The organism is Nonomuraea pusilla (assembly GCF_900109355.1).
In the GTDB taxonomy this organism is placed as follows: domain Bacteria; phylum Actinomycetota; class Actinomycetes; order Streptosporangiales; family Streptosporangiaceae; genus Nonomuraea; species Nonomuraea pusilla.
Genome location: NZ_FOBF01000020.1, coordinates 40347 through 66729, shown reverse-complemented (window position 1 = coordinate 66729; position 26383 = coordinate 40347). Strand labels below are relative to the sequence as shown.

Annotated in this window: 26 protein-coding genes and 1 riboswitch; of the genes, 17 read left to right on the top strand and 9 right to left on the bottom strand. The window is 70.4% G+C overall.

The features are described from left to right. Positions 1–53: 53 nt before the first annotated feature. Complete coding sequence (locus tag BMX74_RS32500) at positions 54–1094, bottom strand: C40 family peptidase (protein ID WP_055509035.1); 1041 nt, start codon at positions 1092–1094, stop codon at positions 54–56. A gap of 5 nt (positions 1095–1099) precedes the next feature. After that, positions 1100–1249, bottom strand: a riboswitch (cyclic di-AMP (ydaO/yuaA leader). 286 nt (positions 1250–1535) lie between these two features. On the opposite strand from BMX74_RS32500, the gene BMX74_RS32495 reads away from it, so the two are divergent. The 7 genes from BMX74_RS32495 (at position 1536) to BMX74_RS32465 (ending at position 10466) form a co-directional block, all read left to right on the top strand. Beyond that, positions 1536–2105: an amino-acid N-acetyltransferase gene (locus tag BMX74_RS32495; RefSeq protein ID WP_055509037.1), complete on the top strand. Its 570-nt coding sequence runs from the start codon at positions 1536–1538 to the stop codon at positions 2103–2105. 196 nt (positions 2106–2301) lie between these two features. Further along, on the top strand, positions 2302–3789 hold the full coding sequence (locus BMX74_RS32490; protein ID WP_091104415.1) for an RDD family protein: 1488 nt from the start codon (positions 2302–2304) through the stop codon (positions 3787–3789). A gap of 108 nt (positions 3790–3897) precedes the next feature. Then, on the top strand, positions 3898–4386 hold the full coding sequence (locus BMX74_RS32485) for an RDD family protein (RefSeq protein ID WP_091104413.1): 489 nt from the start codon (positions 3898–3900) through the stop codon (positions 4384–4386). Between the two features lie 262 nt (positions 4387–4648). Further along, complete coding sequence (locus BMX74_RS32480; protein WP_055509043.1) at positions 4649–4828, top strand: hypothetical protein; 180 nt, start codon at positions 4649–4651, stop codon at positions 4826–4828. Between the two features lie 73 nt (positions 4829–4901). Beyond that, the gene (locus tag BMX74_RS32475) at positions 4902–5234 is read left to right on the top strand and encodes a histone-like nucleoid-structuring protein Lsr2 (protein ID WP_055509045.1); all 333 of its coding nucleotides are present in this window, start codon (positions 4902–4904) and stop codon (positions 5232–5234) included. Between the two features lie 1393 nt (positions 5235–6627). Beyond that, complete coding sequence (locus BMX74_RS32470; RefSeq protein ID WP_055509047.1) at positions 6628–9129, top strand: ATP-dependent Clp protease ATP-binding subunit; 2502 nt, start codon at positions 6628–6630, stop codon at positions 9127–9129. A 377-nt stretch (positions 9130–9506) separates the two neighbouring features. After that, a complete protein-coding gene (locus BMX74_RS32465; protein ID WP_055509049.1) occupies positions 9507–10466 on the top strand; it encodes a sugar phosphate isomerase/epimerase family protein in 960 nt (319 codons plus the stop codon). A gap of 49 nt (positions 10467–10515) precedes the next feature. On the opposite strand, the gene BMX74_RS32460 is transcribed toward BMX74_RS32465, so the two are convergent. Further along, the gene (locus tag BMX74_RS32460; RefSeq protein WP_177227602.1) at positions 10516–10986 is read right to left on the bottom strand and encodes a MarR family winged helix-turn-helix transcriptional regulator; all 471 of its coding nucleotides are present in this window, start codon (positions 10984–10986) and stop codon (positions 10516–10518) included. A gap of 59 nt (positions 10987–11045) precedes the next feature. Between BMX74_RS32460 and BMX74_RS32455 the strand changes: the two genes are divergently transcribed. Further along, positions 11046–11423, top strand: a complete 378-nt coding sequence (locus tag BMX74_RS32455) for a cupin domain-containing protein (RefSeq protein WP_055509051.1) — start codon at positions 11046–11048, stop codon at positions 11421–11423. Positions 11424–11437: 14 nt separating this feature from the next. Further along, a complete protein-coding gene (locus tag BMX74_RS32450) occupies positions 11438–11854 on the top strand; it encodes a cupin domain-containing protein (RefSeq protein WP_055509054.1) in 417 nt (138 codons plus the stop codon). A 92-nt stretch (positions 11855–11946) separates the two neighbouring features. Here the strand turns inward: BMX74_RS32450 and BMX74_RS32445 are convergent, their stop codons facing one another. Next, positions 11947–12822 (bottom strand): HhH-GPD family protein, encoded by an 876-nt coding sequence (locus tag BMX74_RS32445; RefSeq protein WP_091104412.1) that lies wholly within the window; start codon positions 12820–12822, stop codon positions 11947–11949. 79 nt (positions 12823–12901) lie between these two features. Between BMX74_RS32445 and BMX74_RS32440 the strand changes: the two genes are divergently transcribed. After that, positions 12902–13573 carry a hypothetical protein gene (locus BMX74_RS32440; RefSeq protein ID WP_055509058.1) on the top strand — a complete coding sequence of 224 codons (672 nt, stop codon included), beginning with the start codon at positions 12902–12904 and terminating at the stop codon, positions 13571–13573. A gap of 70 nt (positions 13574–13643) precedes the next feature. On the opposite strand, the gene disA is transcribed toward BMX74_RS32440, so the two are convergent. The 5 genes from disA to BMX74_RS32415 all read right to left on the bottom strand — a co-directional run bounded on the left by disA (position 13644) and on the right by BMX74_RS32415 (position 17711). Continuing rightward, positions 13644–14720 carry a DNA integrity scanning diadenylate cyclase DisA gene (disA, locus tag BMX74_RS32435; RefSeq protein WP_055509059.1) on the bottom strand — a complete coding sequence of 359 codons (1077 nt, stop codon included), beginning with the start codon at positions 14718–14720 and terminating at the stop codon, positions 13644–13646. Positions 14721–14761: 41 nt separating this feature from the next. Further along, the gene (radA, locus tag BMX74_RS32430; protein WP_055509061.1) at positions 14762–16168 is read right to left on the bottom strand and encodes a DNA repair protein RadA; all 1407 of its coding nucleotides are present in this window, start codon (positions 16166–16168) and stop codon (positions 14762–14764) included. Between the two features lie 126 nt (positions 16169–16294). Next, entirely contained in the window at positions 16295–16600 is a 306-nt protein-coding gene (trxA, locus tag BMX74_RS32425) for a thioredoxin (RefSeq protein ID WP_082535609.1), read from the bottom strand. After that, positions 16600–16971 carry a MerR family transcriptional regulator gene (locus tag BMX74_RS32420; RefSeq protein ID WP_055509066.1) on the bottom strand — a complete coding sequence of 124 codons (372 nt, stop codon included), beginning with the start codon at positions 16969–16971 and terminating at the stop codon, positions 16600–16602. Before BMX74_RS32420 ends, trxA begins: the two co-directional genes overlap by 1 nt. 41 nt (positions 16972–17012) lie before the next feature. Continuing rightward, entirely contained in the window at positions 17013–17711 is a 699-nt protein-coding gene (locus BMX74_RS32415; RefSeq protein ID WP_055509068.1) for a class I SAM-dependent methyltransferase, read from the bottom strand. Positions 17712–17767: 56 nt separating this feature from the next. On the opposite strand from BMX74_RS32415, the gene BMX74_RS32410 reads away from it, so the two are divergent. From BMX74_RS32410 to BMX74_RS32380, 7 genes are all read left to right on the top strand, one after another. Further along, positions 17768–18577 carry a sugar phosphate isomerase/epimerase family protein gene (locus BMX74_RS32410; RefSeq protein WP_055509071.1) on the top strand — a complete coding sequence of 270 codons (810 nt, stop codon included), beginning with the start codon at positions 17768–17770 and terminating at the stop codon, positions 18575–18577. Continuing rightward, entirely contained in the window at positions 18574–19350 is a 777-nt protein-coding gene (locus tag BMX74_RS32405; RefSeq protein WP_256257398.1) for a class I SAM-dependent methyltransferase, read from the top strand. Before BMX74_RS32410 ends, BMX74_RS32405 begins: the two co-directional genes overlap by 4 nt. Further along, positions 19347–19940, top strand: a complete 594-nt coding sequence (locus BMX74_RS32400) for a TetR/AcrR family transcriptional regulator (protein ID WP_091104410.1) — start codon at positions 19347–19349, stop codon at positions 19938–19940. Before BMX74_RS32405 ends, BMX74_RS32400 begins: the two co-directional genes overlap by 4 nt. 110 nt (positions 19941–20050) lie before the next feature. Beyond that, positions 20051–22153: a (Fe-S)-binding protein gene (locus tag BMX74_RS32395; RefSeq protein WP_091104408.1), complete on the top strand. Its 2103-nt coding sequence runs from the start codon at positions 20051–20053 to the stop codon at positions 22151–22153. A 148-nt stretch (positions 22154–22301) separates the two neighbouring features. After that, positions 22302–23096 (top strand): hypothetical protein, encoded by a 795-nt coding sequence (locus BMX74_RS32390; RefSeq protein WP_055509078.1) that lies wholly within the window; start codon positions 22302–22304, stop codon positions 23094–23096. Further along, positions 23093–24160 carry a glycosyltransferase gene (locus BMX74_RS32385; protein ID WP_055509080.1) on the top strand — a complete coding sequence of 356 codons (1068 nt, stop codon included), beginning with the start codon at positions 23093–23095 and terminating at the stop codon, positions 24158–24160. Before BMX74_RS32390 ends, BMX74_RS32385 begins: the two co-directional genes overlap by 4 nt. Positions 24161–24188: 28 nt before the next feature. Then, positions 24189–24470: a metal-sensitive transcriptional regulator gene (locus BMX74_RS32380; protein WP_055509081.1), complete on the top strand. Its 282-nt coding sequence runs from the start codon at positions 24189–24191 to the stop codon at positions 24468–24470. 508 nt (positions 24471–24978) lie between these two features. Here BMX74_RS32380 and BMX74_RS44450 read toward each other — a convergent pair. Next, positions 24979–26325 (bottom strand): hypothetical protein, encoded by a 1347-nt coding sequence (locus BMX74_RS44450; protein ID WP_091104407.1) that lies wholly within the window; start codon positions 26323–26325, stop codon positions 24979–24981. Positions 26326–26383: the final 58 nt, after the last annotated feature.

The window sequence follows — 26383 nt, the reverse complement described above, 5'->3', positions numbered from 1 at the left end:
CCGCGAAGAGGCGGGCCGGCCGACGGCACGTCACCGGTGCGCCGGCCGTACGCCTAGTCGGCGATGCGGACGGCGCCCGCGAACGGCCGGTTCCCGAGGGGTACCACGCGGACGACGTCGCCCGTCTGCGGCGCGTGCACCATGAGGCCGCCGCCCAGGTAGATGCCGACGTGGTGCAGGTCGCTGTAGAAGAACACCAGGTCGCCCGGGCGCATGTCCTCGCGCCTGACGTGCCGCCCGGCCGTCCACTGGTCGCCGGTGTAGTGCGGCAGCGAGATGCCGACCTGCTGGTACGCCGCCATGACGAGCCCCGAGCAGTCGTACGAGCTCGGGCCCTCGGCGCCCCAGACGTACGGCTTGAGCTGCTGCGTGAGGGCCCACCTGGCGGCCGCCGCGGCCTTGCCGGTGCCGACGACGGGCAGGTTGACGCGTACGGCCCTGCCGCCCAGCCTGCCCAGCTCGCCGAGCGCTCGCTTGTACAGGTTGCTCTCCAGCTTGGCCACCAGCCCGGTGATCTTGGAGCGCTTCGCCTCCAGGTCCGCGACGATCTTCTTGACCTCGTCGATGCGGGTCTTCGCGCTGGCCTTCGCGCGGGCGGCGGCGTCCATGGCGGTGGTGAGCTGCTTGACCTCCTCGCTCTGCTGCTCCTGCAGCGCGTACGTCGTGGCGACGTTGTCGAGGAAGGCGTCGGGGTCGCTGGAGGAGGCCAAGGCGAGCGCCTTGTCGAGCCCGCCCGACATGTACTCGCTCTGGGCGAGCAGCGCGGCCTTGGCGCGCTTGGCGGCGAGGTCGGCCTCGCTGGTGGAGAGCGTCTTCTCGGCCGCGCTGGCGGCCTTCTGAGCGGCCTTGAGCTTCTCCCGCTGGCCGTTGAACTGCTCGGACAGCGTCTCGATCTCGGTGTGCATCCCCTGGACCTGGTCGGCCAGCTCCTTGAGCGACGGCTTCGGGTCGGCGGACGCGGAACCCACGGGGATGGCGAACAGCAGCGCGGCGACGGCGGCGCCGATCGCGGCGAGGCGGCGTGACCGCCTGGCCCGTTCCGGAGGGCGGGCTTCGCCCGCGGCCTTCCCCGCACGGTCGAGCGTGCGCTTCACCAACCAGCTCCTCTCATCGACGCCTACCGGGTTAGCTGACGGGTTCGGGCCGGAGCAGCCCTACCGAGTATCGGATTCACCCCGAGTGGTGGTACGCAGGCGTGCCACCGGTGGTTCCCCGGCTCCCTGGGGGAGGGATTGGGCGTGTCTCCGCGCGAGGCGCGCGGGGAACATCGTCGCTGGACACTAATGCACTCCGGGTTCCTGCTCAACCAGAACTGCCGAGTCTGTAGAGGTTTCACAACTGAAGAGTCACAAGGTGATCTCGTGAAAAGCCGTGCAGAACCGACTTTATGTCCTCTTTGCCCAAGGTTCTGGCGTTCGTAGGCTGAAGGGCGCCCGCGCCCCGCCTGTCCTTCGCCAGGCTGTGAGATGTCCCCAGATGGCCCCGGACATGGGAGTTAGGGCTGAGCCGTAATGACATCTGTACTCTGGAGAGCCATGGAGCAGGTGGCCGAGTCGACAGTTCCCGAGACCGAGGTCGTGGTCCGGCGTGCCCGCACGCCCGACGTGCGCGGGGTCCGGCGGCTCGTCGACACGTACGCCGGCGCCGGCCCCCGGCTCCTGGAGAAGGCCACCGTGACCCTGTACGAGGACGTCCAGGAGTTCTGGGTGGCGGAGCGGGACGGGAAGGTCGTCGGCTGCGGCGCACTGCACGTCCTGTGGGAGGATCTCGCGGAGATCCGCACCGTGGCGGTCGACCCCGAATGCCGCGGCGCCGGAGTGGGCCACCGCATCGTCTCCGCGCTCATCCGGCAGGCCAGGGATCTCGGCCTGCGACGAGTGTTCTGTCTGACGTTCGAGGTCGAATTCTTCGCCCGGCACGGATTCCGCCCCATCCAGGGGACACCGGTCTCGCCCGAGGTCTACGCCGAGCTGCTGGCCTCGTACGACGAGGGTGTGGCCGAGTTCCTCGATCTGGAGCACGTCAAGCCGAACACCCTGGGCAACACCCGCATGCTGCTCCATCTGACATCGGGTGACGCAGACCTTGACCAGATGGAAAGGTGATTGTTGATACCTATGTCGATACGTTGGGCAGCACAGGCATGTGTCCTGACACGTGCCACATGCGCACTCGAAGCGAGGTGACACGGTGAGCACCGGACAGCCGCCGTATCCTCGGGACGACTCCGGCGAGAACTCGTATGGAGCTCCCGAATACGGACAGAATGCGGGCCGCCGCCCAGGCGAGCCCGACCCCGACATGACTGTGGTCGGCTACCGGGCGGACGACGCCTTCAGCCAGCAGCCCCAGTACGGGCAGCAGCAGTACGGCCAGCAGGGTTACGGCCAGCAGGATCCGTACGGGCAGCAGCCGCAGTCCCAGCCGGGGTACGGACAGCAGCAGTACGGCCAGCAGGGTTACGGCCAGCAGCCCCAGTACGGTCAGCAGGCCCAGTACGGTCAGCAGCCGCAGGCCCAGCCTGACTACGGCCAGCAGGGTTACGGTCAGCAGCCCGCCTCCGGCCAGGCGTACGGCCAGCAGGGCTATGGCCAGCAGGGTTACGGCCAGCAGGCGCAGTCGCAGCCCGACTACGGTCAGCAGGCCCAGTACGGCCAGCAGCCGCAGGCCCAGCCTGACTACGGCCAGCAGGGTTACGGTCAGCAGGCGCAGTCGCAGCCCGACTACGGCCAGCAGGCCCAGTACGGTCAGCAGCCGCAGTCGCAGCCCGACTACGGCCAGCAGGGTTACGGCCAGCAGGCGCAGCCCGACTACGGTCAGCAGGCCCAGTACGGTCAGCAGCCGCAGTCGCAGCCCGACTACGGCCAGCAGGGTTACGGCCAGCAGGCGCAGCCCGACTACGGTCAGCAGGCCCAGTACGGTCAGCAGCCGCAGTCGCAGCCCGACTACGGCCAGCAGGGTTACGGCCAGCAGCCCCCGTCGGGCCAGCAGGCGCAGTACGGCCAGCAGGGCTACGGCCAGCAGCCGCAGTCCCAGGCCGACTACGGCCAGCTGGGCTACGGGCAGCAGCCCGCCTCCGGCCAGGTCGGCTACGGGCAGCAGCCCGTCTCCGGCCAGCAGGCGCAGTACGGCCAGCAGTACGGCGAGCAGCCCCAGTACGCCCAGCAGCAGTACGGCGACCAGCAGTACGGCCAGGCCTACGGTCAGCCCCAGCAGGGGTACGGCCAGCCCGCCTACGGTCAGGGCTACGGCGCGCAGCCGGCGGGCGTGCAGCCCCCCGGCGCCCCCGCGCCGCTCGCGGAGTGGTGGCAGCGTCTGGTGGCCAGGCTCATCGACGGCGTCATCCTCTTCGTCCTGAACTTCGTGATCGGCCTGATCCTCGGCATCCTCCTCGTGGCCAGCTACTCGTCGGGCACGGGCGCCACCAGCGGTTTCTTCTCGGCCACGCTGGTCAGCGTCATCGTCGCCGTCATCGTGACGGCGCTGTGGGTGGGTTACGAGTTCTTCCTGCTCAAGATGAAGGGGCAGACGGTCGGCAAGATGGTCATGGGCATCAAGGTCGTCCAGGTGGGCGTGTCCATGCCGCAGGGCGGCCTGGCCTCGAACCTGGCGCTCAAGCGGGCCGCCGGGACGTGGGGCGGCTGGATCGCCAACGTGATCCCGTTCGTGGGCGGCCTGGCCGCCTGGGCCCTCGTCGCGGTCAACGGCGCCTCTCAGCTGTGGGACAAGCCGCTGCAGCGGACCTTCGCCGACAAGTTCGCCGGCACGGTGGTCGTCAAGATCAAGTAGTCGCACGCGGCACGTAAAACAGGGGTCGGCTTCGCGCCGGCCTCTGTTTTGTGTGTCCGGGGCGTACCAGAATGGGGGGCCAGACCGCCGACGTCGCGAGGTGGAGGTATGTCCGGAACGCCGTCCGGGGCCGGTCCCGCGCCCGCGGAATGGTGGGAACGGCTGGCCGCGCGCGGCGTCGAGGTGCTCGCGTTCGGCGTCTTCTATTACATTCTGTTCATTGCGCTGTGGGGCCTCTTTCGCACTGTCGGGGCGCCCGACGTGTTCGGCGGCCGGCTGCCCGGCGCGCTCGCCTGGTTCGGCGCGGGGCTCGGTTATGCGCTCTACGACTGGGCGGCCCTTTCGCGAGCCGGGCGCACCTTCGGCAAGGCGATCATGAGGATTCGCGTGGCGCCGGAGGGTCTTCCTCCGCGGACGCTGCTGAAACGGTCCCTGGTCTATCCAGGGGCGATCATGCTGATGGGCATTCCTGTGGTCAATCTCCTGGCTGGAATGCTCGTGTTCGCCCTCGGACTGGCTATCCTGATCGACAAGCCGCTGCAGCGCGGGCCGCACGACAGGCTCGCGGGAACGCGCGTGGTCAAAGATCTTCGCTGAGCCGTGCGCACCTGCGCGGACGCCTTTTCCGCAAAATTTTCTGTTGATCCGGTAAGGAGCCTGGAGAGACTGGCATTAGGCTATGGGACGTCCGGGTTGCCGGATGTTGGTGCCCCTGCCAGGCGAAGGGCATCTCTGTGCCGCTATGGTCGGGTGTGGGTGGTTGGCGGCGCGCGTGGCACGGGACGTGCCCGTGCTCCTGTGGCCGCGGCCGTGCGCAAAAAGCGCTCCGAAACCCCTGCAGCCGTGGAGGCGAGGACGAATGGAAGCCGTAACAGAGGTATTGTCAGCGCTCATCCCGCCGCTCGTCGTCGGGGGCGCCTTCATCTTTGGGGTGGTGAAGTTGCTGCGGGCCGAGGGCTTCGGCAGGGGGGCTAACCGCCGCCGTCAGGCCGAGAACCCGGAACTGATCCGCCAGTCAGGCGAATCCCCGCAGGGCTGAATTGTCTCCGCGCCTTTCCGGGTATATGTTTGGGCAGGCGAATGAAACAATGCTCCGGGAAAGGATTGCGTAGATGGCCAAGCAGATCCAGGAGATTCTCATCGATGACCTCGATGGGGGCGAGGCCAATGAGACGGTCAGCTTCGCTATTGACGGCTCCTCCTATGAGATTGACCTCAGCGACGTTAACGCCAAGAAGCTGAGGGACGCGCTCACGCCTTTCGTCCAGCACGCCCGCAAGGCGGGCGCCGTGGCCGCGCGCCGCGGACGCCGGGGCGGGCAGCGTGCGATGAGCAGGGAGAAGAGCTCCGAGATCCGGCAGTGGGCCAAGGCTCACGGCCTGCCGGTGAGCGAGCGTGGCCGCATCGCCTCCACGGTCGTCGAGAAGTACGAGGCGGCTCACTGAGCGAGCCGGTCGAGGACCATGCGCTTATGCCGTTCGCCTAGGACCCCGGCGGCCGCCATAAGCGCATGATCGTTTTCCGGAGCCGTTCCACCTTCTGGGGCGGCTCCCTCGCTGATCCTCGCGCGTTCGCGTGAGGGCGCGTTTCGCCCGCGCCCCCGGTCCCTTCCCGGGTGCCGTTCGACCGGGTCGCGGCGGGCTCCGGATGATGCGCCCGTCCTGTACGGAGATGATGCGCCCGTCCTGTACGGAAGCGCCCGCATCCCATCCTCGGGCAGCAATCTCTGCGCCCACTCCTCCGGGTCAAACCTCCGGGCCGCGTTTTCGCCGGAATCTCTCGGATCTCTCCGGATCTCCGGCCCGAATCCGTCCGATCCGCTGGATCAATGCCGCTGGATCAATGGGGCCCGATCCCGGGCCCCGATCCGCGGACCGGCCCGCCGCGCCAATGGCCGAGGCGGCCACAGTGTCCAAATACTGATATGCGGGTGCGTCCCGCCCGCCTTCCCGTGCGTCGCGATCCCGCCCCGCGGCAGGCTTCTGGCATTGTCGGCACGGCCCTGTGAAGCACCGAGGCGATGTCGTCCGCACGCCGCGCCTGAAAACCCTCACCGAACCCCCTCGGCGGCTCTGCGTGGATCTCAGCGGCTCGAAGTGATCCCGTACGTTCCGTGACGACGCATTGCCCGGCTGATGCCCGGCGGGCGGGAATTTGTCGGAGGCGGCAACGAATGCGGCACGGCCGCATTCCACGTCCCCATGGGCGGTTCCGGCATTAGCCGGACATCATCCGTCAGGCGTCCTGATTCCGGCGCACGTCATCCCGTATTAGGGTCGGCCTCACTCTCCGTGATAACGCGCGATTCAGGCCGTGACCGCTTTTGCGGGCGGCGGGACGCGTGGGGCTTTAGTGGCGCCCCTCGCACGGACCTCGTCCCGACCGGTAACCGCGCTGACCGGATAGCGGCCCGATGCGCGATTAGCGGGAGTGCGGCCGGTCGTGGGTTGTGCTCATGGCGTAGCGCTCCACTTGGCGTCCGTTTGGAGCGGCACATAGGATGGCGGGAGTAACTGTTACGGACGTGCCATGACCGGGCTCCAGGCCCCACCGGGCCGGCCCGCCCCGGCGTCCGTTGACTCCATCCGCGCGCGTCGTGGGCGTCTAAATGGGGGCGCCCCGCTGAAGCGGCCTAAACATCGTTCGCTTGCGGCGTATCGGGAACACGCCACCCCCGAACAGTAGTTGGATGGAGGGTGAACGCCCTGCTCTCGGGGAACGTCTCTGCTATAGAGCGTGTCAGCGGCAGTGGGCACGGTTCGCCGAGCCAGGGCTAGCATGCGGGAGGACGGGACCGGATTAACCGGCCTGACTGACCGCTCTGTGAGGAGCGACGAGATGTTCGAGAGGTTCACCGACCGAGCGAGGCGTGTTGTCGTCCTGGCACAAGAAGAAGCCAGGATGCTCAACCACAACTACATCGGCACTGAGCACATTCTTCTTGGCTTGATCCATGAAGGTGAGGGCGTGGCCGCCAAGGCTCTGGAGAGCCTCGGCATCAGCCTTGAGGGTGTGCGCCAGCAGGTCGAGGAGATCATCGGCCAGGGCCAGTCGGCTCCGTCGGGGCACATTCCGTTCACCCCGCGGGCCAAGAAGGTCCTCGAGCTGTCGCTCCGTGAGGCTTTGCAGCTGGGCCACAACTACATCGGCACCGAGCACATCCTGCTCGGGCTCATCCGCGAGGGTGAGGGTGTGGCCGCCCAGGTGCTGGTCAAGCTTGGAGCTGATCTCAACCGGGTGCGGCAGCAGGTCATCCAGCTGCTCCACGGTTACCAGGGCAAGGAGCCGGCCGCGGCGGGCGGTCCGCAGGAGTCGGCCCCGTCCACCTCCCTGGTGCTCGACCAGTTCGGCCGCAACCTGACCCAGGCCGCCCGCGAGGGCAAGCTGGATCCGGTCATCGGCCGTGAGAAGGAGATCGAGCGGGTCATGCAGGTCCTCTCGCGGAGGACCAAGAACAACCCCGTTCTCATCGGCGAGCCCGGCGTCGGCAAGACCGCCGTCGTCGAGGGCCTGTCGCAGAAGATCGTCAGGGGCGAGGTGCCCGAGACGCTGAAGGACAAGCAGCTCTACACGCTTGACCTCGGCGCCCTGGTCGCTGGCTCCCGCTACCGCGGCGACTTCGAAGAGCGCCTGAAGAAGGTGCTCAAGGAGATCCGCACGCGCGGCGACATCATCCTGTTCATCGACGAGCTGCACACGCTCGTCGGCGCGGGCGCCGCCGAGGGCGCGATCGACGCCGCCAGCATCCTCAAGCCGATGCTGGCCCGCGGCGAGCTGCAGACCATCGGCGCCACGACGCTCGACGAGTACCGCAAGTACCTCGAGAAGGACGCCGCGCTGGAGCGCCGCTTCCAGCCGATCCAGGTGGCCGAGCCCTCACTCAGCCACACGATCGAGATCCTCAAGGGTCTGCGCGACCGCTACGAGGCGCACCACCGCGTGTCCATCACCGACGACGCGCTGGTCGCCGCCGCGCAGCTGGCCGACCGCTACATCAGCGACCGCTACCTGCCCGACAAGGCGATCGACCTCATCGACGAGGCGGGCTCCCGGATGCGCATCCGCAGGATGACCGCTCCGCCGGACCTGCGCGAGTACGACGAGAAGATCGCGAACGTCCGCCGCGACAAGGAGTCCGCGATCGACGCGCAGGACTTCGAGAAGGCGGCTGCGCTCCGCGACCAGGAGAAGCAGCTCCAGCTCAAGCGCGAGCGGCGGGAGAAGGAGTGGAAGGCCGGCGACATGGACGTCGTGGCCGAGGTCACCCAGGAGCTCATCGCCGAGGTCCTGGCGACCGCCACCGGCATCCCGGTCTTCAAGCTGACCGAGGAGGAGTCCCAGCGCCTGCTCCGCATGGAGGACGAACTCCACAAGCGGATCATCGGCCAGGACGACGCCATCAAGGGCCTGTCGCGGTCCATCCGGCGCACCCGCGCCGGTCTGAAGGACCCGCGCCGTCCCGGCGGCTCGTTCATCTTCGCCGGCCCGTCCGGCGTCGGTAAGACCGAGCTGTCCAAGGCTCTGGCGGAGTTCCTCTTCGGCGACGAGGACGCTCTGATCAGCCTGGACATGTCGGAGTTCATGGAGAAGCACACCGTCTCCAGGCTGTTCGGCTCGCCTCCCGGCTACGTCGGGTACGAGGAGGGCGGTCAGCTCACCGAGAAGGTGCGGCGCAAGCCGTTCTCCGTGGTCCTGTTCGACGAGATCGAGAAGGCCCACCCCGACATCTTCAACTCGCTGCTGCAGATCCTGGAGGACGGTCGCCTGACCGACGCCCAGGGCCGCGTGGTCGACTTCAAGAACACGGTCATCATCATGACCACCAACCTCGGCACCCGCGACATCTCCAAGGGCATCGGGGTCGGGTTCGGAAGGGCCAACGACACCGAGTCCGACTACGAGCGGATGAAGGCGAAGGTGCAGGAGGAGCTCAAGCAGCACTTCCGGCCCGAGTTCCTCAACCGCGTCGACGACATCGTGGTCTTCCACCAGCTCACGCCGAAGGAGATCATCCAGATCGTCGATCTGATGCTCACCCAGGTCGACGCCAGGCTGAAGGACCGCGACATGGGGCTCGACGTGTCGCCCGAGGCCAAGCAGCTGCTGGCCGACCGCGGTTACGACCCGGTCATGGGCGCGCGGCCGCTGCGCCGTACGATCCAGCGCGAGCTGGAGGACTCCCTCTCGGAGAAGATCCTGTACGGCGAGCTGCGTCCGGGGCAGGTCGTCAAGGTGACGGTCGAGGGCGAGGGCGACGAGGCGAAGTTCATCTTCAAGGGCGAGTCGGTTGCCAAGGTGCCCGACTCGGCCGCCGCGATCGCCGCGCCGATCCAGCACTGATCCGGCACTGATCCGGCACTGACCGGCAGCGCTTGATCCGGTGGGGCCGGTGAGGCGCTGAGGTTCGACGGGAACCCCCGTGTGAGGAATCACACGGGGGTTTTCGCATGTCAGGGCGGGTCTGGCCGGTCGTTGCCGAATTGTTGGATGGTGAGGTGTACCACCACGACTAGTAGTACTACACTGCGTAGAGCGTCACCAAGTCTCGTCCAAGTCAGCCGCAAGATCGGCTCTCTAGGGTGAGGGCTGCTCCCTGAGGAGTAGTGAGGAATCAACTCAGGGTGGACGCGAGCGCCGGCCGCAGGGCGGCATGCTCACAGCAGGCCGCTCGCCCCGGGCGGGCGACGCCACAGAACAGTAAGCCGTGGAGGAAACCGATGCGCCTGCGTCACGATGACGGAACGCTCGTTCACCTCGCCTACAACGCAGGTGTCCACCCCGCCGAGGACCTGGAGAACCTGATCGCCCACCTGACCCGCTACGCGGTTCCGGTGCGCAAGAGGCTGGGCGTCGAGCGGATGGGCATCGGGCTGTGGCTCTCGCCCGGCGTCGCCGACCACCTGATGGCCGACCGCATCGAGCTCGTCCGCCTGCGCCGCTCCCTGGAGGAGCGCGGCCTGGAGGTCGTCAGCCTGAACGGCACCGGCGGGCGCAACCAGGAGGTCCCCGGCCCTGACTGGGCCAAGCCGGAGCGCTACCGCTACACCATGGCGCTGGCCAGGATCCTCGCGTTCCTGCTGCCCGACGACGTGCGGTTCGGCAGCATCTCCACCATCCCCATCGGCTGGCGCCGCGACTGGCCCGCCGACCTGCACACGATCGCCACCCGCCGGCTGGAGCGCCTGGCGCGCGAGCTGCGCGGCATCTACAGCGTCACAGGCAAGACCATCAGGGTGGGCTTCGAGCCATGGCCCGGCTGCGTCCTGGAGACCACCGAGCAGGCGCTGGAGCGCGTCTGCGGCATCGACTCCGAGCACCTGGGCGTGTGCCTGGACGCCTGCCACCTGGCGTGCGGCGAGGAGGAGGCCGGGGCGGCGCTGCGCGGCCTGGCCGAGGCGGGGGCGCCGGTCGTCAAGCTGGGGCACCTCCACAGCCACGCGGGCGACGCCCCGGGCCGCACGGGCGAGACGCCGAACACCGGCGCCGTCCTGCAGGACACGCTGCAGGCGATGCTGTCGGGCGCGGTGAGCGGCAGCGCGCACATCGAGGTGGAGACGCACAACCTCATGGTCCCCGGCCGCGCGAAGGGCCCTGGCGCCCTGGTGTCGCTGCTGGCCGAGGAGCTGGCCTGGGCGCGTACGAACCTGACGAGCCTGGGCCTCCAGCTCGCCGCCTGATCGCTTCCGAGGAAGGGCGGGCCCGCGCGCGGGCCCGCCCTTCCCGCGTTCAGAGGGTGCCGAACCAGCCGGGGATGTCGAGGCGCCACGGGTTGGCGGGGGTCATCCTGCGCAGGTCGGACTCCAGGGCGCGCAGGCGGTCCTCGCCGAGCTCCTCGGCCCAGCGGGCGCGCAGGGCGTCGAAGACGCGGGCCGAGCGCTCCAGCGCGTCCATCCCGTACGCCGTCAGCCGCACGATCTTGCGCCGCGTGTCGGCCGGGTCGGTGCTGCGTTCGACGTAGCCGAGGCGTTCCAGGGTGTCGACGGTCTTGCCCGCCGCCTGCTTGGAGACGCCGAGGACGCGGCCCAGCTCGACGGCGGTGGTGCCGCGGGGGCCGATGGCCTGCATGACGAATCCGTGCATGGGGCGCAGCTCGGCGTGGCCCTGACGGGCCAGTTCGGCGTGGAGCTCGTCGATGAGCACGCGGAAGGCCAGCAGCAGGCGCAGGGGGAGCTCGAAGCCCGGGACGTCACTTGACACGATAGACAACCTGGTTAACTATATAGACAATGTGGTTGCCTATCTTAGGGGTTCTCACCGTGACTGTCATACGTGACGCCGACGCCAGGCGGTCCGAGACGCCCGGCGGCGTCATGACCACCTTCGCCTCACCGACGCAGGGAGGGGCCGCGCGCTCCTTCTGGCGCGTCGACGCCCGGCCCGGAGCCGCCGGGCCCGTGCACGACTTCGACCGCGAGCAGATCTGGAGCTGGGTCGCGGGCACCGCGACCGTGGAGCTGGGCGGCGAGAGGTTCGCCGTCGCGGCGGGCGACACCGTCGTCATGCCGGCCCGCACCCCCCGGCGCGTGCTCGCCGGCCCCGACGCCGGATACACCGCGCTGGTCACCGCACCCGCCGGGGCCAGGGCGTCCACGCCCGAAGGCGGAGACGCCGGCGTCCCCCCGTGGATCGTCTGAAAGGAAAGAGGAACATGCCCGTCATCCCGTCCGCGCAGGCGCGCGCGACCCGCACGCCGAACGGCGTCATGACCACCCTCGCCTCGCCCACCCAGGGGGAGGCGGACCACTGCCTGTGGCGCGTGGACGCCACGCCCGGCATGGAGGGGCCGCTCCACGCGTTCGACACCGAAGTGCTCTGGACCTGGCTGGACGGCTCGGCCGTCGTCGAACTCGACGGCGAGCGGCACGAGGTCGGCCCCGGCGACACCATGGTGCTGCCCGCAGGCGTGCCCCGGCGGATGTTCGCCGACGCCGAGCGCGGCTTCACCGCCGTGGCGGCCGCCCCACCCGGGGCGCAGGCGTACAACCCGGGCGGGGTGTCCGACCCGGACGCCTGCGACCTCGCACCCAAGGGCGACGAGCGCACCACGCCCCCCTGGCTCCGCTGACCCGACCACCCGGGGGCGCGGAGAAGACGTCGGCCCCAGGCCGCAGCCGGTCTCAGCCGCGAGGGAGGGCGGCGGTGGGGGCGCTTCGGTGGTCAGGCGTGGGGGAGGCGGTAGGTGCCGTCGTCGAGGACCTCCGCGAGGCCGTCGGCGACCAGGCCGTCGAGGGCGCGCTCGCGCTGCGCCGCGTCGTCCCACACCACGTCCAGCGCCTCCTTCGGCACCGCGCCGTGAGCGGCGCGCAGCACTGCCAGCAGCCGGCCGCGGCACTGGCGGTCGGTGCCCTCGTACGTCTGCCCCTTGCGCGCGGGACCGGCGTGCGGCGGCTTGCCGGCCAGCCGCCAGGCGCACGCCCCGCTGATCGGGCAGTCGGCGCAGCGCGGCGACCTGGCCGTGCACACCAGGGCGCCCAGCTCCATCACCGCCACGCCCCACCGGGGCGCCCCCAGTTCGGGCAGCAGGCTCTCGGCCAGCCGCCGCTCGGCCGCCGACGTGGCCGTGGGAGGGTACTCCTCGGCCCGTACGGCCCTCGCGAAGACGCGGCGGACGTTGGTGTCGAGGACGGCGTGGCGTCCGCCGTAGGCGAAGCTGGCGACGGCGGCGGCGGTGTACTCCCCGATGCCCGGCAGGCTCAGCAGCGTGGCGTGGTCGGACGGCACCTCGCCGCCGTGCTCGTCGGTGATGGCCTTGGCGCAGGCGTGCAGCCGCAGCGCCCGGCGCGGGTAGCCGAGCCTGCCCCAGTGGCGCACCGCCTCGCCCGGCGGCTCTGCCGCGAGGGACGCGGGCTCGGGCCAGCGCTCCATCCAGTGGAGCCAGACGGGCAGGACGCGGACCACCGGGGTCTGCTGGAGCATGATCTCGCTGACCAGCACGCCCCACGGGGTGGCGTCGGGCGCCCGCCACGGGAGGTCTCTCGCGTTGTCCTCGTACCACTCGAGGATGGGCGCGTGAAGGAGGTTCGGCTCGACCACGCCGCCTAGGGTATGCCGAACCGGCAATCTACGGCGTGTCGTCACTCACCGTAGCGGTTCGGTTACCATTCTTAGTCCTATGGACCCCGATTCGATGCGTGGCGACGGCGGCGACATCTACTGGCGCCGCCGGATGAGCGTGCTGGTGGCCGTGCTGGTGGTGGTGGCCGTCGTGGCGTGGGCGTGTTCAAGCGGCGGCGACGGGCCCGAGCGCACGTCCAGCGCGCAGTCGTCGGCCACTCCCAGCCCGTCCACGGATCCGCTGCTGGCCGGGCTCCGTACGCTCGCCATGGGCACGGCGAGCCCGTCGCCGTCGCCCAGCCCGTCGAAGTCGCCGAAGGCGCCGCGCACGCGGCGTCCTGGGCTGCCGTGCACCGAGAAGGACCTCGTGCTCAGCCTGCAGGGTCAGGGGGAGATCTACGCCGACGGCGCGCACCCGACGTTCCTGATCACGCTGGTCAACACCGGGCCGGTGATGTGCACGGCCGACGTGGGGCCGAGGGCGATGGAGATCCGCATCATGTCGGGCGAGGACCGCATCTGGTCGACGGCCGACTGCGTGAGCGGGCCCGGCACCGACATCGAGCAGCTCGACCGGGGCGTGCCCTACGTGCGCACGCTCGACTGGAACCGCCGCCGCTCCAGCCCCGACTGCCGTGCCGAGCCGCCGTCGGCCCTGCCCGGCACGTACGTGGTGGGCGCCCGCATGGGCAAGCTGCGCAGCCCGAAGGCCGTGTTCCACCTGCGCTGACCGGCAGGTCCTCGTCCATCTGCGCTGACCGGCAGGTCCTCCTGCGCCTGCGCCGGCCCGCAGGACGGGGTCAGACGTAGCGTTCGAGGATGGACGACTCCGCGAGGCGGGACAGCCCCTCGCGGACGCTGCGCGCCCTCGACTCCCCGACGCCTCCGACCTCCTGCAGGTCGTCGATGCTGGCCGCGAGGAGCTTCTGCAGCCCGCCGAAGTGGTTGACGAGCCGGTCGACCACGGTGGCGGGCAGGCGGGGCACCTTGGCGAGCAGCCGGAAGCCGCGCGGGCTGACCGGGCTGTCGAGCTTGTCGGCGCCGCCGTGGCCGAGCACGTGCGCGACGGCCGACAGGTCGAGCAGCTCGCTGCCGGAGAGCTGGTCGAGGTCGTGCATGGCCTCGCTGAGCTTCCGCTGACGCCGCCCGGACGGCGCAGGCAGGTAGTCGCGCACCACCAGCTCGCGCTCGGAGTCGACCCCGGCCACCAGCTCGTCGAGCTGCAGCGACAGCAGCCGCCCGTCGGTGCCCAGCTCCACGACGTAGCCCTTGATCTCGTCGGAGATGCGGCGGACCATCTCCAGCCGCTGGGCGACCGCGGAGACGTCGCGCACGGTGACGAGGTCCTCGATCTCCAGCGCCGACAGCGTGCCGGAGACCTCGTCGAGGCGGTGCTTGTAGCGTTCGAGCGTGGCGAGGGCCTGGTTGGCCTTGGACAGGATCGCCGCGGACTCCTCCAGGACGTAGCGGATGCCGTCGAGGTAGAGCGCGATGATCCGCATCGACTTGCTGATCGCGATGATCGGCAGGCCGGTCTGCTTGGCCACGCGCTGCGCGGTGCGGTGGCGGGTGCCGGACTCGTCGGTGGGGATGGACGGGTCGGGCACGAGGTGCACGGCGGCGCGGACGATCTTCTGGTCGCCGCTCACCACGATCGCGCCGTCCATCTTGGCCAGCTCGCGCAGGCGGGTGGCGGAGAAGTCGACGTCGAGCTGGAAGCCGCCGCTGCAGAGCTCCTCGACGACCTTGTTGTAGCCGAGGACGATCAGCCCGCCGGTCTGCCCGCGCAGGATGCGTTCGAGGCCGTCGCGCAGAGGTGTGCCCGGCGCAACAGCGGCCAGCGCTTCGCGACGGCGGTCGTCAAGACTCCTGTCCACCTGACCCCCGTGTCGATCGGTCACGGCCCAGCTTAGCCGCGCTATGTGACGTGTGTGAGTGCGTCCCAGACGTTCTCCGCCTGGACGACCTCGAAGCCGGGCGCGAACGCGACCGGCCCGACGGGCACGAGCGAGCGCTGGCCGCCGCGCTTGGCCCCGGCCTCCTCCAGGGATCCGGCGGGCACGAGGGCCCGTTTGAACCCCAGCCTGGCGGCCTCGGTGAGCCGCCGCCTGACGTCCTTGACGGGGCGCAGCTCACCGGCGAGCCCGACCTCGCCGAGCGCGACCAGGCCGGGCGGCAGCGGCCTGTCGCCGGCGGCGCTGGCCACGGCCAGCATGACGGCCAGGTCGACGGCGGGGTCGGCCAGCTTGATGCCGCCGACGGTGGCGGTGAACACGTCGCAGCCGCCCAGCCTGGCGTTGAGGCGGCGTTCGAGCACGGCGAGGATCATCTGCACGCGGTAGGTGTCGAGGCCGGACGAGGTGCGCCTGGGCTGCTGCGCCTCGGTGCGGGCCACGAGCGCCTGGACCTCGGCGGGGAGCGGGCGGGTGCCCTCGACGGTGACGGTGACGCAGGTGCCGGGGACCGGCTCGCTGCGCCGCGACACGAACAGGCCGCTCGGGTCGGTGATGCCCTCGATGCCCCGCTCGTGCAGGTCGAAGCAGCCCACCTCGTCGGTGGGGCCGAACCTGTTCTTGATGGCGCGGACCATGCGGAGCCTGGAGTGGCGGTCGCCCTCGAAGTTGAGCACCACGTCGACCAGGTGCTCCAGCGTGCGCGGGCCGGCGATCGAGCCGTCCTTGGTGACGTGGCCGACGAGGACCGTGGCCATGTTCTGCTCCTTGGCCAGGCGGACGAGGTTCGCGGCGACCTCGCGCACCTGCGTGACCCCGCCGGGCACGCCGGTGGCCTGCGCCGAGCCGACGGTCTGGACGGAGTCGACCACGAGCAGCCTGGGCTGGACCTTCTCGACGTGCGTGACCAGCGCCGACAGCTCGGTCTCCGCCGCGAGGTAGAGGTGGTCGCGTATCGCGCCGATGCGGTCGGCCCGCAGCCGGACCTGGGCGGCGGACTCCTCGCCCGTGACGTACAGGACGGTGTCGCGCTCGGCGATGCGGGCGGCGGCCTCCAGCAGGAGGGTGGACTTGCCGATGCCGGGCTCGCCGGCGAGCAGGATGACCGCGCCGGCCACCAGGCCGCCGCCGAGCACGCGGTCGAGCTCGCCGACGCCGGTGGTGCGCGCGGTGGCCACCTCGGCCTTGACCTGGCCGATCGGGACGGCGGGGGCGGTGGTGGCGCCCGCCTGCACGACGTGGACGCCGGCCCGCCCGCCTTCCTCATCGACCGTGCCCCACGCCTGGCACTCGCCGCACCTGCCGACCCACTTGGGGGTGCGCCAGCCGCACTCGGCGCAGCGGTAGCCGGGCTTCTGCGCTGTCTTGGCCATGCCGAGCAGGCTAGCGGCCCGCGCCGACAATCGCGGAGCAGGCCGGCGGCCGCGTGCCGACGATCGCCGAGCAGGCCGGCGGCCCGCCCTGGCGGTCGCGGAGCAGGCCGGCGGCGCTGGGAGGGCTCAGGCGAGGCCCAGGGCGGAGGCGAGCAGGCGCTTGGGCCTGGCGCCGACGACCTGCCTGACCGGCTCGCCGCCCTCGAACAGGATCAGGGTGGGGATGCCCATCACGCCGTACCTGGCCATGATCTCGGGGTTCTCGTCGGTGTTGAGCTTGCCGATGGTCAGGCCGTGCTCGCTCTCGATCTCCTCCAGGATGGGGGCGACCATGCGGCAGGGGCCGCACCACTCGGCCCAGAAGTCCACGAGCACGGGCTTGTCGCTCTTGAGTACCTGCTCCTCGAAGTTCTCCGTGGTCAGGGTGATCATCATTCTCCTCTGAAGTAGCACCCCGGGCACGAGGAGGCGAGCTGGGAGGCCACCTCGGCCCTGCGGGCGAGCAGGACGCGGATCTCGTCGTCGATCTCCGCGAGTTTGCGCTCGTAGACCTCGACGGACTCGCGGCAGGACCCGCCCGTGCTGTGCCCCGCACGCAGGCAGTCGACGAACGGGCGCGTGTCTTCGAGCGTGAACCCCACGGCGAGCAGCGCCCGGATCTCCGACACGAGCCTGACGTCGGACTCGGTGTACTCCCGGTAGCCGTTGGAGCCGCGACGGGAGGTGAGGAGACCGTGCTGTTCGTAGTAGCGGAGCGAGCGGGTGCTCACCCCGGTGCGTGAGGCCAGCTCTCCGATGCGCATGCCTCCACGGTAAACGTTGACGCTGACGTCAATGTCAAGGCTCAGTAGTAGCGCCAGCGCAGGACGTTCGGGTAGGCCAGCTCCAGCCCCGGGGTCTCGGCGACGGCCTGCTCGGCCACGTCGGGCGCGAACTCGATGCGCAGCACCGCCTCCAGGTCGGCCCTGCGCTCGAAGGCCATGCGCAGGTCGAGCGGGCGGCGCTGCCAGCCATGGCGGTCCCAGAACTCCTCCACCTTCCGCGCCGAGTACGTCGGCACGGTGCGCGAGAACCAGCGGCCGAACGCGCCGCGCGTGGCGTCCAGGTCGATGACGAAGGCGGCGCCGCCGTGGCGGACGACGCGCGACAGTTCGCGCAGCCCCGGCTCGCAGCCGGGGCCGAAGAAGTACGCCCAGCGCGCGATCGCGACGTCCACGCTCGCGTCGGGCAGGGGGAGGTCCTGCGCGGAGGCGGCGTGCACCTCGACCGAGGGCAGCGCGGCGCAGCGGCGGCGGGCCAGCGCGGCCAGGTCGCCGTGCGGCTCGACGCCGATCACGCGGGCGGCGCGGGCGGCGTAGCCGGGCAGGTGGTAGCCGGTGCCGCAGCCGATGTCGAGCACGGTGGCGCCGTCCCAGGGACGCAGCTCGCGCATGGCCGCGTCCGCGGCGCCTTCGGGGTCGACGGCACGGTTCTCCAGTTCGTACACCTGTGGCGCGTTCCAGATGTTCGGGCTGGGGATGGCCCCTTTCGCTATCCGCGGCATGCCCTAACGGTAGGGGTTCGCGCGCCAGATCCGGTTCACCGGCTTAGGCTGGCAGCGTGGCTGATGTCATACGCGTGCCCAATGCGAAGATCGCATTGTCCACCGCTTCGGTATATCCCGAACGCACTCCAGACGCGTTCGAACTGGCCGCGCGCCTCGGGTACGACGGCGTGGAGATCATGGTGGGCGCAGACCCGGTGAGCCAGGACATCGACGTGATCGAGCGCCTGGTCGATCACTACAAGGTGCCGGTGCTGGCCATCCACGCGCCCTGCCTGCTGGTGACGCAGCGGGTGTGGGGGCGCGACCCCTGGGCCAAGCTCGTCAAGGCGCAGCGGGCGGCCGAGCGGCTGGGCGCGTCCACGGTCGTGGTGCACCCGCCGTTCCGCTGGCAGCGCGACTACGCGCGGGAGTTCGAGACGGGTCTCGCCCGCATGAGGGACGAGACCGACGTGACGTTCGCGGTGGAGAACATGTTCCCGCTGAAGGCGAGGGGCAACGACGTCGTCCCCTACGCCCCTGGCTGGGACCCGATCGACTTCGACTTCCCCCAGGTCACCCTCGACCTGTCGCACACGGCGGTGTCGGGTTCCGACGCCATGGAGATGGCGGGCAAGCTCGGCGACAGGCTGGCCCACGTCCACCTGGCCGACGGCATCGGCGTGACCAACAAGGACGAGCACCTGGTGCCCGGCAGGGGCAACCAGCCGTGCGCGCAGCTGCTGGAGCGCCTGGCGAACACCGCCTACTCGGGCCTGGTGGTGCTGGAGATCAACACCCGTAAGGCGGCGAGCCGCAGCGAGCGCATCGACGACCTGGCGGAGGGGCTGGCGTTCGCGCGGCTGCACCTGGCGGCATCGCGGTGAACGCCGGTCCGCTGAAGGAGCTGGGCAGGGTGTTCGACCAGGTCGCCGACGCGTACGACGCGGGCAGGCCGACCTACCCCGACGAGGTCTACCGGGCGCTGTCGGAGGTGTCGGGGGTCGGGTTCGACGGCGCCACGGCGGTGGACGTCGGGGCGGGCACGGGCATCATGACCAGGGGGCTGCGGGCGAGGGGCGCGCGGGTGGTCGCGGTCGATCCGGGCGCGGAGATGCTCGCCAGGCTGCGTGCGCGTGCCGTCGCCGGCGGCGACGGCACGGAGGTGGCGGCCGTGCGCGCCGACGGCAACGCCCTGCCGCTGGCCGCCGGGGTGGCCGACCTGGTGGTGTACGCGCAGTCGTGGCACTGGCTGGACCCAGCGGCCTCGATCGCCGAGGCGCGACGGGTGCTGCGGCCCGGCGGCGCGATCGCGGGCTGCTGGAACCTCAACCACGCGGCGCGGGCCGGCTGGCTGGCCGCCTACGAGGAGCGCCTGGCGCGGGCCTGCCCCCGGTACTGGGGGCCGGCGGTCGAGGGCTGGGCGGTGCCGCCCATCGCGCAGGCCATGGACGTCGCGGGGGAGCGCTGGGTCCCGTGGACGCGGCCGGTCCCGATCGAGGACTTCCTGCTCGACCTGCGCTCGCACTCGTACATGGCGGCGCTGGAGCCGGGGGCGGCCGACGAGCTGGTGGAGCGGCAGCGGGCGGCGCTGCGCGCCGAGTTCCCCGGCGGCGTGCTGGCGGTGCCGATGCGGACGTACCTGGCGGTGGGCAGGTGACGGTCAGGCGCAGGCCGGGGCGCAGGCCGGGTGCGGCCGACACCCGCGGGGAGATCCTGAGCGCGGCCAGGAAGGTGTTCGCGGAGAAGGGCTTCGACAGGGCGACGGTCAGGGGCATCGCACGGGAGGCGCAGGTCGATCCGGCGCTGGTGCACCACTACTTCGCGACGAAGGAGGGCATGTTCGTCGCGGCCATGCGGCTGCCGCTGACGCCGGACGACGTCGTGCCCACCCTGCTCGACGGCCCGCACGAGGAGATCGGCGAGCGGCTGGTGCGCCTGATCCTCGGGGTGACGTCCTCGCCGGAGACCCGCGAGCCGATGGTGGCGCTGCTGCGGTCGGCCGTGACGCACGAGCACGCGGTGGCCATGGTGCGGGAGTTCTTCATGAACGCGGTGCTCTTCCGGGTGGCCGACGGGGTCGGCGTGCCGCACCTGAGGGTGGAGGCGGCGTTCGCGCAGATGCTCGGGGTGGTGATGGCCAGGTACGTGCTCAAGATGGAGCCCCTGGCGAGCGCGGACGTGGAGGAACTGGTCGCGCTGCTCGCGCCCACGATCCAGCGTTATCTCACACCCGAGACGGGGCAATAGAGCATTGTTCTGTATAGGGCGTTGACCATAGGGTATATCTCGTAACCCGATAATGTTACCGACCGGTAGGATTACGGGAGACCAGGTCATCGTCGTCTTGGGAGGACACCGTGCTCTGGGTAGCCATCATCGGGCTCGTCATGACCGTCCTGGTGGTCGCCATGGCTGGCCGCAGGGCGCTGTTCCTGTACAAGCTGGCCACCGTCGGCCCACCCGCGCCCGAACGCGTCGAGTACGCCAAGGCGAACGCGGGGGACGAGCTCAAGGCGCAGCTCGTCGAAGTGTTCGGCCAGAAGAAGCTGCTCAAGTGGACGCCGTCCGGCGTGGCGCACTTCTTCGTCATGTGGGCGTTCTTCATCCTGCTGACCGTCTACGTCGAGGCGTACGGCGCGATCATCCAGGGCGCCATCACCGGTGAGCCGGACTTCCACATCCCGCTCATCGGGCAGTGGGCGGTGCTGGGCTTCCTCCAGGACTTCATCGCGGTCGCCTGCCTCCTCGGCCTGGTCGCCTTCACGATCATCCGGATCAAGAACTCGCCCAGGACGCTCGGCCGCGGCTCGCGCTTCTCGGGCTCGCACCTCGGCGGCGCCTGGCTCGTCCTGTTCATGATCTTCAACATCATCTGGACGCTGTTCCTGGCCAGGGGCGCGGCGGCGGCCAACGGCAACTTCCCGTACTCCTCCGGAGCGTTCGTCTCGCTCGCGCTCGGCGACGCGCTGCCGCACAGCGCGCTGCTGGAGGAGATCGCGCTGCTCCTGCACATCGGCTTCATGCTGGTGTTCCTGCTCATCGTGCTGCACTCCAAGCACCTGCACATCTTCACCGCGCCGCTCAACGTGCTGTTCTCCCGCCGCCCCGACGCGCTGGGCGCGGCGCCGCAGCTGCGCGTCGACGGCAAGCCGGTCGACTTCGAGGACGAGGACCTCGACCCCGAGCGGCTCGGCCGCGGCAAGATCGCGGACACGACGTGGAAGGGCTTCCTCGACTTCTACTCGTGCACCGAGTGCGGACGCTGCCAGTCGCAGTGCCCCGCCTGGAACACCGACAAGCCGCTGTCGCCGAAGATGCTCATCATCGACCAGCGCGACCACGCCTTCAAGGTGGCGCCGTACCTGCTGGCCGCCGGCTCCGACCAGCACAAGGACCAGGACGTCCTCGCGCTGCTGGAGAAGCCGCTCGTCGGCGAGGACGGCGTGATCCACCCCGACGTGCTGTGGTCGTGCACCAACTGCGGCGCCTGCGTCGAGCAGTGCCCCGTGGACATCGAGCACATCGACCACATCCTCGACATGCGCCGCTACCAGGTGATGGTGGAGTCGTCGTTCCCGTCCGAGGCGGGAGTGATGGTGAAGAACCTGGAGAACAAGGGCAACCCGTGGGGCATGTCCGAGATGAAGCGGGCCGACTGGATCGAGGAGCTCGACTTCGAGGTCGAGGTCGTCGACGAGAAGATGCCCGAGGACGCCGAGTACCTGTTCTGGGTGGGCTGCGCGGGCGCGCTGGAGGACCGCGCGAAGAAGACCACGAAGGCGGTCGCCGAGCTGCTGCACATCGCGGGCGTGAAGTTCGCGGTGCTCGGCCCGATGGAGGCGTGCACCGGCGACCCGGCCCGCCGCCTGGGCATGGAGTACCTGTTCGCGATGCTCGCCCAGCAGAACATCGAGACGCTGAACGAGGCGGGCGTCAAGAAGATCGTCGCCACCTGCCCGCACTGCTTCAACACGCTGGCCAACGAGTACCCGCAGCTCGGCGGCACGTACGAGGTCGTGCACCACACCCAGCTGCTCGCCAGGCTCGTGGACGAGGGCAGGCTCACCCCGATCACCCCGATCGAGGAGAAGATCACCTACCACGACCCGTGCTTCCTCGGCCGTCACAACAAGGTCTACTCGCAGCCCCGCGACATCATGTCGAAGGTGCCCGGCGTGCAGACCCAGGAGATGCACCGCCACAAGGACCGCGGCTTCTGCTGCGGCGCCGGAGGCGCGCGCATGTGGATGGAGGAGCGCATCGGCAAGCGCATCAACACCGAGCGCGTGGACGAGGCGCTGACCACCGATCCCGACACCGTCTCGACGGCCTGCCCGTTCTGTCTGGTGATGCTCGGTGATGCGATCAACGAGAAGAAGAACAACGGCGAGACCAAGGCGTCGCTGGAGGTCGTGGACGTCGCCCAGCTCCTGATCAAGTCGGTCAAGGGAGCTGTCTGACCAGTGAAAGTGAAACTCCTCCACACCTGGTGTGGAGGAGTTTCGCACGTCAGAACGGTCTTCTCCGAGAAATCTGCCATCCACATAACGGGAAAATCACGGTAACCTCAACGTCGCATGGCTCTATTCGACGGGGAGGGGGCGCGTGATGGGCGTCGTCGTCACGGACGCCGAAGTCACCCTGGCCGACGTGCTCGCCCTGCGACTGACCATCGACGACCCCCTGGAGGACGGCGCCGAGCTGGTCCTCAGGCACCGCGCCAGCGGCGTCGAACGCGACGTGCGGGTCGGCACCCCCGGGGCGCGGGCCCGTGAGGCCACGCTGGCCGTCTCGCTCGCGCCGCTCGGGCTCACCGAGGGCCGCTGGGACGCGTACCTGCGCCGCGACGGCAGGCGCACCCGCATCCGCAGCGTCGATCCCGGCTTCTCGCTCGACCACCTCGACGCGTACGCGCTGTGCCGGCGCACGCTGGCGTACCGGACGTACCGGACGCGCAACGGCTACCTCGCGTTGAAGATCTCCGAGGCCGAGCCGGTGGCGGAGGTGCGCGCCATCTGGTTCAGGGAGGGCCGCTTCGAGGTGACCGGCCTGCTCGCCTACACCGGGCTGGAGGACGACGACTCGCGCCACGAGGCCGTGCTCGCCCTCGACCGCCGCCAGACCGCCGCGCGGGTGTCGTCCACGGCCACCGTGCAGGGCGTGCGCTTCCACGCCGCCGTCTCGCTCGTGGACGTCCTCGCCGCCGACCCCGACGCGTCGGGCACCTGGGAGCCGTCGCTCCAGGTCGAGGGGGTGCCGACGCCGCTGCGGCTCGGCTCGCGCCTCGACGACGTCGACGGCAAGCGGCGCCGCCTGCACTATCCCTCCGCCACCGTGGACGGCGTCCCCGTCAGACCCTGCTACACCGCCGACGACGAGCTGCGGATCGAGGTCGGCGCATGAAGGTCAGCATGCTGCTCGCCTCCGCGTACGGCATGCGGGGTGACGTCCGCGCCATGCTCAACCTCGCCACCGCCCTGTCGGAACGGCACGAGGTCGAGGTGATCAGCATCAGGCGGCAGAAGGAGAAGCCGTTCTTCCCCGTCGGGGCGAAGGTGACCATGCGCAGCGTCGTCGACGCCAGGCCGGGTGTCCGGCACCTGCTGCCGCGCGGCCAGGTGCGCACCGAGGTGGCGCTCTGGCGCCTGCTGCGCTCGCTCAGGTCGGACGTCCTCGTCACCACCAGGCCCTCCCTCGGCATCCAGGCCGCCAGGCACGCGCCGCGCGAGATCCTGAAGATCGCCAGAGAGTGGGGGCGGCCCACCGTGCCGGGGCCGGTCAGGAAGTTCTACCCGCGCCTCGACGCCGTCGTCACGGCCACCGAGTCGGCGCAGGACGAGTGGGGCAGGCTGCTCGACGGCACGCCGCCCGTGCACGCCGTGCTCGACGCGCTGCCGTCGGCCCCGTGGCCGCGCTCGCGCATGGACAACAGGATCGTCGCCGCGGGCGGCAGGTGGGTGCCCGTCAAGGCGTACGACCGGCTGATCAGGGCGTTCGCGATCGTCGCCGACAAGCGGCCCGACTGGCGGCTGCGGCTGTACGGCGGCGGCCCGGAGGAGCGGCGCCTGCGCGCCCTCGTGGGCGAGCTCGACCTGCACAACCACGTCTACTTCATGGGCACCACGCCCGATCTGGCGGGGGAGTTCGCCAAGGCGTCGATCGTGGCCAACACCTCCCGCAGCGAGGACCTCGGCATGACCGTGCTGGAGGCGATGGGCTGCGGCGTGCCGGTGGTGGCGTTCGAGGGCGCGAGGGGGCCCACGGAGTTCGTGGCGACCGGCTACAACGGGGTGCTGGTGCCGCCCGCCGACGGTGACGTGCAGCTGTTCGCCGCGGCGCTGCTCGCCCTCATCGACGACGAGCGCAGGCGGCGCTCCCTGGCGGCGGGCGCGCTCGACACGGCCGTGCGGCACGCGGCGCCGGACGTGGCCGAGCAGTGGGAGAAGCTGATCGCGGACCTCCGCTGAGGATACGGGTTCCGGGTACCGTAGAAGCATGCATGGGTACAGCGGAGACAAACAGGCTTATCTGACGCGGCTCAGGCGGATCGAAGGCCAGATCAGGGGCCTGCAGCGGATGGTCGACGACGACGCCTACTGCATCGACATCCTCACCCAGGTCTCCGCGGCCACCCGCGCCCTCCAGGCGGTGGCGCTGGGCCTGCTGGAGGACCACATCTCCCACTGCGTGGCCGACGCCGTCAACAGCGGCGGGCCGGAGGCCGAAGCCAAGGTGAAGGAGGCGTCGGCGGCGATCGCGCGCCTCGTGCGTTCCTAGGAGCCTTCCGAGGACGCTCAGTAGGAGCCTGAGGCTCCTACTGACTAGTCATGTCGTGCTCTGAGCCGCCCGTGAAAAACCATCGTCCCGGACTCCTGAGGAGCCCGGGACTAGACCCATGTGATGGTCCTTCAGCGGCTCGCCGAAGTCCGCAATCCGAGCGCGTCGTCGAGTTCGTCCAAGGTGAGCCGCCGCTCGCTCCCTGCTACGGCGGTGAGCACCTCGGCGTAGAGCGCAATCTCGTCCAACGCGACACGGTCGTGGACCCGAGAGTCCAGGTCATTGTGCCCCACCGCGTCGTCCTTCCTGTCCGCAGCCCACACCCATTACGAGGTTACGGCGGGGCACCTCGGGGCGACATGGCCCATCGGAGTCATTCCTTTCGTCGCCTCGGGGACCCCAGTGGGACCATTTCCCGAATCCGAGATCACAATTCAGCGAAAGGGCTGTTGTCTGAAGTGTTACGGGGATATGGGCGAGTAAGGCGGGAAATAGTGTCTTTAGTGGGTTAGAAGTGATGATCATCGCGTTCATGAATGATCGCTCGCACCAGCGCCGCCTGCGCGGCGAGCCCGCGCTCCGGCATCCTCGCCCCCGTCAACCGCCCCCAGGCGAGGCCCATGGCGTACGCCGCCCCCAGCACCGCCGCCTTCCCCGCCCGGTCCGGAGGGGCCACCAGCGGGGCGTTCACGGTCTCCATGGCCGCCTCCACCGCCGCGCTCAGCGCCCCCGGACCCGTGACGGCGAACCCCTCCGGCGCCGTGGACTCCGCGGCCGACGTCCCCGTCAGCCCCGCGCACTCCAGCGCCTCGTACGCGGCCCTCAGCCGGTGGTCCAGCCGGCCGGCCAGCAGGCCGCGCGAGTCCGACAGGTCGGCCAGGAACCCGGCCGCCGCCCCGCGCGGCTCGGGCGCGAACTCCAGCGCCTCGCACAGGTCGTACACGGCGTGCGCGAAGTCCGCCTCGTGATCCGTCTCGCACAGCAGGGCGCGGCCCAGCCGGACCGGGCAGCGGGCCAGCCACGCCCGCAGCACCTCCCCGTCGCCGCGCGCCGCCGCCGCGGCGTCGAGGCCGTGCCTGCGCAGCGCCGGCTCCACCATGGTCAGCAGCGCGAGCGCGCGCGGCCTGAACCTCGCGTCCGACAGCAGGATCTGCGCCGTGTCGGCCATCAGCGCCGCCAGCCGCAGCGCCTCGCGCTCCCGGCCGGAACGCAGCCGCTCCGCCACCAGCGTCACCAGGTCGAGCAGCGGCGGCGCGGGCAGCCACCGCACCCACTCGTCGCCCGGCAGCGACCGGCGCAGGTACTCGCCGAACACCGTGATCAGCCGCTCGTTGCCGTCGAAGGCGGGCGCGTACGCGCACCACATGACCGTGCCCCAGACGGCCGCCACCGTGCCGGGCACGTCCGAGGCGAAGATCTCGCCGAACGCGGTCAGCGGGTAGTCCAGCTCCGACTTGCGGCCCGCGGACCGTACCAGGAGCCTGATCTGCTCCGTCAGGTGCTCGGGCACGTCGGGCCCGACGAAGGCCTGCGTGGAGCCGGGCTCGGGGGCGAAGTCGGGGCCCTGCGGCACCACCTCGCCCGGCAGCTCGCCCGCCGCGTGCCCCGCCTTGCGCGCCCGCTCGCCCCTCGGCGGCGGCGCGAGCAGCCAGCGGCCGTCGGCCGGGTCGAGCAGGCGCCAGCGCGCGTGCGACCCGAACAGCCACCGGTCGCCGTCGCCCGTGACCAGCACCCTCGCCGCCAGGACGTGCGCGCGATCGGGCACGGAGAGCCCCTGCCAGCGCGGGTCGGAGACCATCGCGCGGACCTCCGCCTCCGCGGCGGTGAACGCGTCCCAGCGGCGCACGCAGGCCATGGTACGGCAGGGCCCGAGGGCCCATCCGGATCACCTACCAGCAATACACGGCAGAATG